Source organism: Nostoc sp. FACHB-888, from assembly GCF_014696655.1.
GTDB lineage: Bacteria > Cyanobacteriota > Cyanobacteriia > Cyanobacteriales > Nostocaceae > Nostoc.
Window position 1 is genome coordinate 1 of the sequence record NZ_JACJQM010000141.1, and the last position, 11,859, is coordinate 11,859.

At 40.0% G+C, this 11,859-nt stretch carries 10 protein-coding genes and 1 pseudogene; 8 read left to right on the forward strand and 3 right to left on the reverse strand.

Going from position 1 to position 11,859, the window contains the following annotated elements:
- From H6G26_RS33635 to H6G26_RS33655, 5 genes are all read left to right on the forward strand, one after another.
- The coding region (locus tag H6G26_RS33635) for a chromosome partitioning protein ParB (protein WP_190735335.1) at positions 1 to 777 on the forward strand (777 nt) is incomplete at its 5' end.
- Between the two features lie 13 nt (positions 778 to 790).
- Positions 791 to 994, forward strand: coding sequence for an AAA domain-containing protein (locus H6G26_RS33640; protein WP_199327205.1), 204 nt, complete (start codon positions 791 to 793; stop codon positions 992 to 994).
- Positions 995 to 1,321: 327 nt separating this feature from the next.
- Positions 1,322 to 1,954, forward strand: coding sequence for a COP23 domain-containing protein (locus H6G26_RS33645; RefSeq protein WP_190735336.1), 633 nt, complete (start codon positions 1,322 to 1,324; stop codon positions 1,952 to 1,954).
- A 2-nt stretch (positions 1,955 to 1,956) separates the two neighbouring features.
- Entirely contained in the window at positions 1,957 to 2,775 is an 819-nt protein-coding gene (locus tag H6G26_RS33650; protein ID WP_242054057.1) for a serine protease, read from the forward strand.
- Positions 2,772 to 4,370: a trypsin-like peptidase domain-containing protein gene (locus H6G26_RS33655; protein WP_190735338.1), complete on the forward strand. Its 1,599-nt coding sequence runs from the start codon at positions 2,772 to 2,774 to the stop codon at positions 4,368 to 4,370. Before H6G26_RS33650 ends, H6G26_RS33655 begins: the two co-directional genes overlap by 4 nt.
- 228 nt (positions 4,371 to 4,598) lie before the next feature.
- On the opposite strand, the gene H6G26_RS33660 is transcribed toward H6G26_RS33655, so the two are convergent.
- Together H6G26_RS33660 and mobC are read right to left on the reverse strand one after the other, a co-directional pair.
- Positions 4,599 to 6,005: a serine/threonine-protein kinase gene (locus H6G26_RS33660; protein ID WP_190735339.1), complete on the reverse strand. Its 1,407-nt coding sequence runs from the start codon at positions 6,003 to 6,005 to the stop codon at positions 4,599 to 4,601.
- Positions 6,006 to 8,106: 2,101 nt separating this feature from the next.
- Positions 8,107 to 8,514, reverse strand: coding sequence for a plasmid mobilization relaxosome protein MobC (gene mobC, locus H6G26_RS33665; protein ID WP_190735341.1), 408 nt, complete (start codon positions 8,512 to 8,514; stop codon positions 8,107 to 8,109).
- A 669-nt stretch (positions 8,515 to 9,183) separates the two neighbouring features.
- Between mobC and H6G26_RS33670 the strand changes: the two genes are divergently transcribed.
- The 3 genes from H6G26_RS33670 (at position 9,184) to H6G26_RS33680 (ending at position 10,756) form a co-directional block, all read left to right on the forward strand.
- Positions 9,184 to 9,612, forward strand: a complete 429-nt coding sequence (locus H6G26_RS33670; RefSeq protein ID WP_190735343.1) for a hypothetical protein — start codon at positions 9,184 to 9,186, stop codon at positions 9,610 to 9,612.
- A 63-nt stretch (positions 9,613 to 9,675) separates the two neighbouring features.
- A complete protein-coding gene (locus H6G26_RS33675) occupies positions 9,676 to 10,143 on the forward strand; it encodes a hypothetical protein (protein WP_190735345.1) in 468 nt (155 codons plus the stop codon).
- A gap of 136 nt (positions 10,144 to 10,279) precedes the next feature.
- Positions 10,280 to 10,756: a hypothetical protein gene (locus tag H6G26_RS33680; protein WP_190735347.1), complete on the forward strand. Its 477-nt coding sequence runs from the start codon at positions 10,280 to 10,282 to the stop codon at positions 10,754 to 10,756.
- Between the two features lie 158 nt (positions 10,757 to 10,914).
- Here H6G26_RS33680 and H6G26_RS43135 read toward each other — a convergent pair.
- A pseudogene (locus tag H6G26_RS43135) lies at positions 10,915 to 11,859 on the reverse strand (DNA primase); the annotation flags it as partial.

Consider the following 11,859-nt stretch of genomic DNA (forward strand, 5'->3'; position numbering starts at 1 on the left):
GCAGAACTTGAAGTTGTGCCTGTGGTTGTGCGTGAGCTATCTGATGACCAAGCGTTTCAGTTGGCTTTGATTGAAAACCTGCAACGAGAAGACCTTAACCCCATTGAAGAAACTGAAGGGATATTGCACCTGTTGGCAATTCGGCTGCATTGTGATGTAGAAGCCGTCAAATCCTTGCTATATCGAATGAAAAACGCTCACAGTAAGGGGGAACAGCCGTCAAAATCCTCATTAAATGAATCTAGGAAAAACGTTTCTCCTAACTCAGATAATCCACAAACTGAGGATAACATTTCTGAGCATTTAGCCGAGAAAAATGAATCTAGGAAAAACGTTTATCCTAACTTAGATGAAGAACAATCAAATACGGTACAACAGGTGTTTCTTGGTTTGGGAGTCATGAATTGGCTGTCGTTCATCACCACACGCTTACCTTTACTCAATCTGCCCGAAGAAATTTTAATGGCACTGCGTTCAGGGAAACTGGAATACACCAAAGCACAAGTCTTGGCGCGGGTAAGAAATAATGAAATCCGAAAAAAACTTTTGTCCGAAGCGATAGCTAACTATTGGTCTTTAAGCCAAATCAAAGAAAAAATCACAGCTTGGACGGATGATGAACAAGAAACCTCATCTAAAGCAACTAACCAAATACCAGACCGCCTTCAAAATATCACCCAGCGCATTAAAAAGCGTCAGCTTTGGAAAGAAAAAGACAAGCAAAAGCAGCTAGTAAACCTTTTAAACAAGCTCGAAGCATTACTAGGGGATGAGTGAATAGGTAAATGCCCTGACTCAACGTTTACAATCTCGCTGGAAAGATTTCCCCCCACAGCAGAGCATTGGTACAGTTCGCACTTTTCAGGGAGGTCAGAAATCAGTAATAATTTTCTCGACTCGCCAATGCCTTGCAACTGATAGCCTCTGGTTTATTAATCGGCGGCCTAATTTACTGAATGTGGCTGTCAGCAGAGCGCGAGAACTGTATAAATAAAATTCCTTTGCGGAATCAGTAATTAAGATAATGTAGTATATAACAGTCAAGTATCATGCTGCTAAATAAGGTAGTAGATGGAGGCACTAACTATAGGTACAGTCGCTTTTACAACTTTGGTAGTGGTAAATTCATTAATTGTCAACTAACAAAACCTTTGATGTAGCTTTGCTTTAGAAAGGTTGATGCAACTTCTGAAGCAAGAATCGTCTGATACAGCGAAAACTTTAATAACAGCAAAGGAAAACGCCGCAATTTTATGTTGTAGCTTGCTTTATTGGTGTCAGGTTGAAAAGAAAATGTTTTAGTTATTAGTACTTATATATTATGCAAAGGTTATCTGCTCAGATATTACCAGGGGTAGCAACAGCTTCTGTGATTTCAGTTTTAGCTTTGGCAGTTGCCACTACCATTAATAACCAGCCAAGTTATGCTGGGGGAAACAAGTTCTTTTGTACACAGGAAGGCAATACACCAGTCACGAAGGTACGCACCTCACGAGGCCCTGAGACATTCATTCGTTGGGTAGTTCAAGATTTTAAAAAGTTCCCACCCGCACAGCGCTGTAAGATTGTTTCAACTAGGTTTCAACGCTATTACGATAATGGTTCGCTTTTTATCACTACCAGAGATAACTTTAACAACTATCCAGTTTTGTGCATTGCCAATCGCAAAGGCACACCTTGTACATCAGAGAATGTACTAGTCACCCTCAAACCCGGAACTGATACAGGAAGAGTTTTGCAACAGATACTTGATTTCCGCCGTGGTGTTGGAGATTCAGTTGTTAATTTAAGTGGATGTCAAGCTATTAGCTACGAACAAGGTGATTTGTATCTCGATGTTAAGCAACTTCTAGACGAGAAGCAGTGTAGCCAATCGACTTCTAATACTACCACTCCTCAAATAGAACCTGTGGAACCTAGCTCTAGTTTGCAGTTCCTTGAGGAATTTATTTGAAGATGAACTGGCAATGGTTAAGAGGCGGATTTGGGTATATAGTTTGCATGATTTGTCTTGGTGGTATTTCGTTAGCACTGCCAAGACAGCAAAGCATTTTTGATATTACCAGAGGTTCGCGATCACTAACTCCCCTTTCGGTAGAGCAATTGCAACAATTAGCAAAAACAATCACCGTCAAAATCTTCGCAAAAGAGTTACTAGGTTCAGGAACTCTGCTGCAACGAAAAGGACAAATTTATACAGTAATCACTAATGCTCACGTCTTGAGAGCAGCTCAACCTCCCTATCAAATTCAAACACCAGATGGGCGTATTTATCAGGCTTCTCTATTGCAAGTTGCAGAATTTCAGCAGGATGATTTGGCTGTGTTGCAGTTTCGTAGCCGTGATATACTTTATACAATTGCTAATATCAAAGATCCGTCTCCCCTACAAGTTGGGGATGAGGTTTTTGTGGGTGGATTTACATCTAATATGACTGCTCAAAAGCTGTCTAGCCAAGCAGAGAAAATCTTCAACAATCGGTTTGTGTTTACCTCTGGTAAAGTAACACTATTGCTAGACAAGGCTTTAGAACAAGGCTACCAGATTGGGTATACCAATGATGTCCTTAAAGGGATGAGTGGCGCACCATTGCTAAATATACACGGCGAAATGGTGGGTATAAATAGTTTGCATAAAAATCCGATTTGGGATACGCCGGAAGTTTATCAAGATGGTTCCCAGCCTGAGCAACATTTGCAGGAACTAATTACACGTTCTAGTATGGCTGTACCGATTAGAAAAGAAGTGTTACAACATCAGGAAAATAAATCATGAAGTTTGCTGGACTGTCGGCTATATTGTTTGGTGCAGCAATTGTTATTATACAGCCGCTAGTTGTTGCGGCGTTAACACCCTCAGAAGCTAGTGTGATCGGTCAACAAATAACAGTCCGCATTGATGGAGCAAATACTGGTTCTGGTGTAATTCTTGAGTCTCAAGGTAATAGTTACACTGTCCTCACTTGCTGGCATGTCGTGCAACTTGAAGGTAGTTACACAGTTCAAACATCAGATGGTAAGCAATATACGATTAATCACAGCCAAGTGAAACGATTGCCAGGTGTTGACTTGGCAGTGTTTCAGTTTACTAGTAACCAAAATTACTTTGTTGCAAAAAAGGGAAATTCTGAACAAGTAAAATTGGGTACAAATGTTTATGTGGCAGGTTATCCTCAAGGAACATCAGACATAGATTTTCGTAAGGGTTCAATATCTCGTGTTGTAACAAAACCAAATAATGGTTATGCTTTTATTTATGACATAGGTGGTTTTCCTGGGATGAGTGGAGGGCCGATACTAGATGAGCAAGGTAAATTAGTGGGAATTCATGGCCGCGCTACAACTCGTCCAGATACTAATGCTACTACTGTATATGGAATTCCCTTGAAGACTTATTTAAGTTTTGCACCCTCTACATCACCTGTTAATGCTAATAACTTATCCATTAAATTTGTTTTAGCGAAGACCCTCAAAGAACATTCTAATTATGTTATTAGGTCAGTCGCCTTTAGTCCAGATGGCAAAACTTTAGCTAGTGGTAGTTCAAACAAAACTATCAAAATCTGGAATGTCGCCACTGGGCAAGAAATTACCACACTTAAAGATAAAGAAGATTCTGATACTGTTATGTCAGTACTTCAAGGAAATTCTGTTGTGTCAGTCGCCTTTAGCCCAGATGGCAAAACTTTAGCCAGTGGTAGTTTGGACGGTACTATCAAAATCTGGAATGTTAGAACTGGGCAAGAAATTACTACACTTCAAGGACATTCTAGTAGTGTTAGGTCAGTCGCCTTTAGCCCAGATGGCAAAACTTTAGCCAGTGGTGATTGGAGGAGAACTATCAAAATCTGGAATGTTGGCACTGGGCAAGAAATTACTAAACTTCAAGGACATTCTGATTATGTTGAGTCAGTCGCCTTTAGCCCAGATGGCATAACTTTAGCCAGTGGTAGCAAGGACGGTACTATCAAAATCTGGAATGTTAGAACTGGGCAAGAAATTACTACACTTAAAGGACATTCTAGTTATGTTTTGTCAGTCACCTTTAGCCCAGATGGCAAAACCTTAGCTAGTGGTAGCACGGACAAGACTATAAAAATCTGGAATGTCACCGCTGGGCAAGAAATTACCACACTTCAAGGACATTCTCGTTATGTTCAGTCAGTCACCTTTAGCCCAGATGGCAAAACTTTAGCCAGTGGTAGTTGGGACGGTACTATCAAAATCTGGAATGTTAGAACTGGGCAAGAAATTACCACACTTAAAGGACATTCTAGTTATGTTTTATCAGTCACCTTTAGCCCAGATGGCAAAACTTTAGCTAGTGGTAGCAAGGACGAGACTATAAAAATCTGGCAGTTGTCTAAGTAGACGTAACTAGTTATTTTCTCGTGGAATATTAGACTAGTTCTCAAGAAATGACCTCAAATGGTTGATTGCTATTAATTCTATATATTTGAAAATCTCTGTCGAGTGTAAAGATTCGTCTCTGATTTAAGGGTTCAATCGCAGAAACAAAGTCTGCCTACGCAGACTAACCGAAAATCAAGTTTTTGTCTATGTAGCCACGACTTCCAGTTGCCTGGTGCAAGATATTAGTTAATTATTTTCGATAATTTTAAATGACTGAATCATCGCTTCAGCAGTAGGTAAATACTGAGAATATTTTGCCGCCTCTGCTGTATACGTAATAAAGTAAGCTTTGCCGTTCCTCACGGTTCCAACTTCCATAACTTGGAGTTTACATTGTTCATCTTGACGATTATAAATTAATTTATAAGCATTAAAGTTTGATAGTGTTGTTGATGGTTGAGAATCATCTGTAATTTGTTGATTTTGATTAATCTTTTTAATTTTTTCTCTAGCCTGATTTTTATACTCCTCTAAAGATAACAATTGTTGAGGTAAATCATTGATATTAATTGTTATCCCAAAAGTGCAAGAGTTCACTTGCTTTGGATTTTTAGGGAGAAATTGAATCACGTCACCGCCAAAATCAGCATTGGGTTTAATTGGTTGCCATTCGTTTGATGGATATTTAATTGTGATACCAGAATTAGGGTCTTTGTAAGTTAAAAGAGTAGGTTTAGTATTAATCAGATATAAAATCCATAAAATTACAGGAGAAATTACACTCACTACACCTACACCCAGCCAAACTTTCCCAAACCGAAATTTAGAAGATAATGCTTTGATAGCCTGCAATGCTTCATCTGCTGATTGATAACGCTGACGATAGTCATAGCGCACCATCTTATCGAGAATATTTGCTAATTTAGGACTAACTTGAGCGCGATCACGCCAGACAATCTCCCCAGTTTGAGGATCTGTAGGTAGTCCTCCATAAGCAGGATTTATCCCTGTTAAAGCTTGAATACCAATAATACCGACTGCATAAATATCACTACTAAATGTCGGTTGACCCTTTGCCTGTTCGCTCGGCATATAACCAATAGTACCAATAGTAACAGTAAAAATCGCCTGTTCTTGAGGATTCACAACTTGAGTAATAACTTCTTTGACTGCCCCAAAGTCAATTAGTATAATTTGGTTATCGGCTTGACGACGACGAACATTTGAAGGTTTGAGATCCCGATGAATTAAGTTTTGTTGATGAACAAAGGCTAAAACTTCTAAAATATCCTGTAAAAGTTTAATTACGTAAGCTTCACTAAGTTGTGTACCTGTTACTAATTCTTGGCTTAGGTCGTGACCTTCTATATATTCCTGCACTAAATAAAATTCTTGGTTCTCTTGGAAGAATGCTAGAAGACGCGGAATTCGATCATGATTTCCTAATCTTTCTAACTTTTGAGCTTCTGTGTCAAATAATCTTTTTCCAACTTGCAAGGTATACGGGTCAGTAGATATTGGTTTAAACTGCTTGACAATACACAAAGGATTTCCTGGTCGTCTTGTGTCAATAGCTGTGAAAGCAACTCCAAATCCTCCTTTGCCAATTTGTTCAAGAATTTGGTAGCATCCACCAAGAATTTGACCGCTCATTCAAGTCACCGATCTCCCTAATCAAATTTTTCTTAACTGTTTTTCTTACTTGCACTCAATTCTATAAATATTTGACTGATTTTTAAGGGCTAATTAGACTGGTTAGCACTACTAATGATCGTGGAAGCCCGTCCCGAAGACCGCATGAGCCGAGCCTTCTTCGGCAACGAGTTCGGTCTGCGAATTCCGAGGCGCTAATTTCAGCCGAAGGCCAGCTTTTAGCATTAACTTGAGCAGTGAAGACTATGCCTAATGGTCAGTCAACTCGATTGCAACTTTCTTATTCATCGCATTCAATTCTTGTGATTAAACCTGACCTGGAAATTCTCTTCAGTACACTGTTGTCTACCTAGACACAATAAGAGTACTTGATACAAAAATGAGTATTGCGGGTAGCAATAGGGAGTATTTAGGCGGAGAATTTCTGTCCTGCTTCAAACGGACGCTCACACCTTTTGGATCAAAAATGAGTATTTGCGCGTCATCTAAAGCCAAATTATTGCTTAGAAACAACTCTTGAGCAAAACTCTCTCTTTTTCATATTACTTTATACTACATTTGTAACTCAAACCGGGACTCCATTTTTGAATTACACCAAAGCTATGCTACAAACACCACTTATTACATAGACTTTATGTACTTTAGCAGTATTGAAATAGTAGTTCTAAATACCTTGCCCAAGTGGTAGCTGTTGGGTAGCTCAACTGGTGACACACAGCTACCAGTTGAGTAGTAAAAAAGCGAGTTTTTGGAAATTTAATGATTCCCCAACTGGTAGCTATACAGTAGCCCTACTGCTACCAGTTGAGCATAAGACATTTAGAGAAAAATTCGGGCGTAATGCTGACTGACAATGACTTACAGCAAATTTTGAACGCTGGATTCATTCTCAATAACTTCAAAACTATTGAGAATACATAATACAATTGTGTTGCAATGGTGCTTCAAAAATTCTTTCATTCACTTAACCCAGCCCTCTTAATATCCGATGATTTCTTTTTCATGCCTGGATAGAAATTGTTCCTTTTACAATCTCCACGCTTGTCAATAGAGATGAAACTTGTTTTAAGTAGTGAAATTGTCTGATTAATCACAGTTACAAATAGCAGACATTTTGCACCTAAAACCCCGATTCCTGTGCAAAATGTCTGCTATTTTGCACAGCTTATACACGTTTTTACCTGTTATAGCTGTCAGTCAACTTTGATTATTCACTACAAAATGTCTGCTATTTTGCACATCGCTTTTTGGAAAAATTGCCCTCTAATACTTACTCCAGAAAGCTTTTAGCCGTTTTTATCAAACTGGCTCATTCTCAATAACTCTAAAATTATTGAGAATATATAATACGTTTGTGTTGCAAATGTACTTCAAAAACTGCTCAGTCACTCCAACCACCAGACCTTAGTGGTGCAGTTTTATATTCATCAAACAGTTATTGTCTTCATCCCAAGTGTGATCATTAGCCAACACTAACCACACATTTATAATCACCACTAAGTCCCAGCAATTAGTATTTTTTTAGTCGCCTCACAGTTGACCTCTTTTAGACTGCCACTGAAATTTCTCTAATCAATTTCTCACTTTGTCCGATTTTCATTAGAGAATTGTATATTTCAATACATTTTCTCAACAACAGTCCTAGAACACCCCCAGGAAAGTTTTATGACAGTTTTTTTATTTAGTCAGTCCAGATTTTGAATGATTTTACAGGTGACAAAGACTGTCCTACAACAGTTCTACGACTGTTGTAGGACAGTTCTACGCTATCTACTTATTTTTATAAAAATGACTACAATGCTTGTTCACACTAGCTTTAAGCTATTTTTTAGTCCAAGTTTTTACAGTTACAATATATTACATTTGTATTTCAAAGATGATTCAAAATCACTTTCATCTACAGTTTTACAGGTTTGGCTCTAAGTTAGCAGCCAAGCGTTCCATATAACAGTTGAAGAAACACGTTAATAATCAAGGTTTGTGACCACCAACGCCCTTACTTGTGATTAATATTAGTCATGCCAAAAGAAGCGTAAAGCCGATTAGTTTAGCATCTTCGCGTGATTCTAGATAATCCAACAGCTTGCGAAAACCTCTGCCCTTAGTCTGCTTCCCAATCATCGTCTGACTCTTCCTCTTCTTCCGAATCTTCGTCTTCAATGTCATCCGAGAAAATGTCTCGTCTGCACTGATGCAGCAGTTCTAAAAGTTCTCTTAGCAGTTCTGGATCAGCAGGTAAAGTTCGCCCAATTTTTAGCGCTGTGTTAGTTGCCTTTACAAGCTGGTTGAGGTTGTTCCCGATTTGTCCTAATTCCCAATATGTTTGCAAACTAATCTTACTCAGTCGTTTTGGTAATGGACGCATCAACGCATTACGTCTTATCAGTTCACTCGCTGACATTCCCGCATCAAGTGATTTTATTCGCAGCAAGTCCAGTTCGATGTCACTCAATCTCACTGGAAAAATATGCTTTCTGACTAGAGCTTTTGACTGCTTGCGATTCGCCATAAGTCGGGATATCGAGGGACATTGCGAGGGGGGTTTTTCAAGGGGGGTTTCCCCACTTGAACCAGTCTGCCGTTCGAGCGCAGCGAGACAAAGCGTAAGCTTTGAGGCATGGCCTCTTCTAGCCCAAATACGGGGGGAGGCGAGGTGTCGGCTGCTACGGCGATACGTAGGGCATAGCAGGAGGCTAAGGGCGAGAGTACAAAGGCGTAGCCGTGCTGCTGATCATCCTACAACTTCCAAGGGAGGATAGCAACGGCGTAGCCGGAAGTTGAATCAAATCAAGCAGGAGATAAATTCTGGTTCGGCGTAGCCCTAAAAGAGGAAGTAAAAACGGCGTAGCCGCTATATGAAAATTCTCTGATTCAGCGTAGCTGCCACACAATAGAATAGTCCGGCGTAGCCGCAATACTAAAAAATAATTCAGCGTAGCTGTTTTAAGTAAGATTCTCTGATTCAGCGTAGCTGTAATAGTCAAATTTTTTAGCATTAGCTTGAATAAGAAGACCAGCGAAGCTGCCACGCTAAAAAGTATAAGGCGTAGCCGTGATGCGAAGAGGTAATTCGGCATAGCCGCAATAGCCGATTTTTGTAGGATTTTGAAAACTTTCTTGGTACAAATTATTTCAAATAGTCGATAATTATCAGTTAATCGGGATTCACGAGATAACCATGAGTGAACATCAGAATTCAGAAGTAATTACGAAGGGCAAGATTGATAAAGCCATCAATCTGCTGAAGTCACAGAAGCCGAAAGAGCGAGAGGATGTATCGGACAGAGAGGCCATCAGGAAAATGAGACGGTACATTGAGAAGCTGACTTCTAATAAGTACGGCTACAGTTATGATGAAGTTTCAGAGATGCTGAAGGATCTGGGCATTAATTTGGCTGGCAGCAGAATTAAATATTTAATCGGTGAGTTGAAGAAAAGCAGTCGTCGCTCTCAGAAAGCATCTGATAACGGCAGTAGTACGTCAGGTCAAGAGGCTACTGAAAATCAGAAAGAAGAAAAAGCCAGCAGCGAAGCTGAAGAAACACCTGTAAACAGTAAGAAGGGTAAGAGTAAAAAACAACTACTTGCAGCAGAGGCAGCAACGTAGAAACAATGGCATCCTAGTTTTAGTCTTTAATCAGGTCAAGTTAGCTACATAATAGGAATCAATATGGGAGAAGCTCAAAGGCGTAAAAAGTTAGACCCCAATTGGGGTAAATCGGGAGGATTTAAAAAGTCAGACCCCAATTGGGGTAAATCCGAAGGATTTAAAAAGTCAGATCCCAATTGGGGTAAATCCGAAGGATTTAATCATCCCAACAAACCTAAAATCACCTATTTGACTGAATCACATCCCGATTATCAAACCGCCTCTGACATTAAAAATGCTCACTATGCTGGCAAAACTCGTGTTTACCTTGTTCGCTTAGATTATGCCGATGGTGAGTATTTTATCGGCGCAGTCAACACATTCTTAGTCGGTACTGAAATTACAGTCAACGCCATCTGGACTCCCTACCCCAACAGCCAACGCACAGGTCTAGAAATTCTAGACAGTATCCGTCGAGATATTGGTTTAAAAGCTAAAGACGAAATGTTTCAGGCCGATGCTGTTCTGATCGACTTTGAATCTGAATAAATAAATTAGCAGTTGGGTACTGGTGAGCGGACAAAATTTTACCCTAACCACCAAACGGACAAGGGCAGGGTTAAATTTTGGTTGTTTGAGTGACGCACTTTCCACGCACTCTTAAATTCCTAAGAGCAAACAAAAAATGGGTAAAGCAAAACGACAAAGTGGACTTAATAAAAAACGCGCCTTGCAGAAAAATTATCAATTCATCACAATTTCTGACATAAAAACAGACAAGTTTAATCCAATTTACTCGGAATACGATCTGCAATGCTTAATCCAAAGTGAACAATTTAGATACCTAAAAGAAATTGACGATAGCTATCAAGTATCTCGGCATTCTGCGAGACAATTAATTGCTGCGGAAAATTATCCCCGAATATGCCTAGAACAAAAAATAATTATTGAATTGCTCAAATTCTCTATTAACGACAAAACAAGAGGTGACGACAGATCGCCTTATTGTGGTCAAAATTTCGAGCGAGTACGGGAAATCGGCGAAAAATTAAACAAATTAGGGGGATTTGATTTGATGCGTCTAGCTTGCTCACTTGTTCCTATCTACGACCAGCGTAATCTTGATTATGCTTGGAATGGAATAGGTGATTGGAAAGCCTAACGTTCCATTGGTATCTCGGCTCAATAGCTACAGGGTTTCAAAAAGCGTTTCAAGGCATAGTGAACGAGACGCTCACTCAATGATTAAGTAGACAATCATGATTGTGAGAATCTTTTGCTACTGAGCTTGTCAGTAGAAATGATTTCTGATAAATTTTATCAGGTCACTGTCGGGTTAGTTACGGCTTGCATTGGGGCAAAGTCTGAGTAAACTTCAGTAGGTAAACAACGCAAGATAATCATCAGCAAGTCAGCCAAAACTATCGGCGTGCAGAAGTTAAAAACTCGCCGTAGTGCAGTATTAGTAAAGATTGTGGCAACTTCAGCGACGTGTTCTAAGGCATCTTCTGGTGATGATTCTGATTCAGCAATCAACATCGGGAAGTATGTACGCGCTAGCCACTTTTCATCATCGGTTAATTCAGCCAAATTTTTATTACTACCGCTATTAAGACTATCTAATAGCAAGAGTAATAATTTTTTAAAGTGCTGCCAGCCCCCCCAGCGTTGGGTAAATCGGCTCACCCATCCTTGGGTAGTGTCTATGATTTTGGCGATCGCCTTTTGTCCAATTTTCTGGTGTGACTGCCAAAGCTGGGTAAACGCTTTGACGATGGCGTGTCCGGTCTGCTGATCTCGGCTACCCGCTTCGGTGCAAAGAGAGCAGGCATCGACTACTTCTAACTTGACTCCCGGCAGTTCATCTAAGAGAAAACTAAGGTCATAGTCAGCGCAGAAATAGAATGTTAGCTCCACATTGGAGCGACGATGAGCGCGTAATCGCCCAATCTCTTGGATGATTTCTGCACGGATCAGGTCTGTGAGATACTTTTGGAAAGTGCTGTTTTTATCTTCCAGGTTAACCCTTTCGCCAGTCATCACCTGATATTGTGCTGCTAAAACACCGATGTTTTGGTAGGGAATGCCAAAACTAGCGATCGCATCACACTCACTAAAGCGATTAACACCACGCCCATCGACAAAGTGACCGTATTCTGTGCGCCCCTCGGCTTGGGTTGCAATCTGTTTCCAATCGATAATGCCAAGGTTGGGGCAGAGTTTTTTCAAGGTTTCTTTGAGGGCATTAACACGAGCGCTAAGTGG

Bases quoted from the DNA above. Each gene is read 5' to 3' on its own strand.
- mobC (WP_190735341.1), bottom strand. From the start codon at position 8,514: ATGGCGAATCGCAAGCAGTCAAAAGCTCTAGTCAGAAAGCATATTTTT.
- H6G26_RS33650 (WP_242054057.1), top strand. From the start codon at position 1,957: ATGAACTGGCAATGGTTAAGAGGCGGATTTGGGTATATAGTTTGCATG.
- H6G26_RS33680 (WP_190735347.1), top strand. From the start codon at position 10,280: ATGGGTAAAGCAAAACGACAAAGTGGACTTAATAAAAAACGCGCCTTG.
- H6G26_RS33670 (WP_190735343.1), top strand. From the start codon at position 9,184: ATGAGTGAACATCAGAATTCAGAAGTAATTACGAAGGGCAAGATTGAT.
- H6G26_RS33645 (WP_190735336.1), top strand. From the start codon at position 1,322: ATGCAAAGGTTATCTGCTCAGATATTACCAGGGGTAGCAACAGCTTCT.
- H6G26_RS33675 (WP_190735345.1), top strand. From the start codon at position 9,676: ATGGGAGAAGCTCAAAGGCGTAAAAAGTTAGACCCCAATTGGGGTAAA.
- H6G26_RS33660 (WP_190735339.1), bottom strand. From the start codon at position 6,005: ATGAGCGGTCAAATTCTTGGTGGATGCTACCAAATTCTTGAACAAATT.
- H6G26_RS33655 (WP_190735338.1), top strand. From the start codon at position 2,772: ATGAAGTTTGCTGGACTGTCGGCTATATTGTTTGGTGCAGCAATTGTT.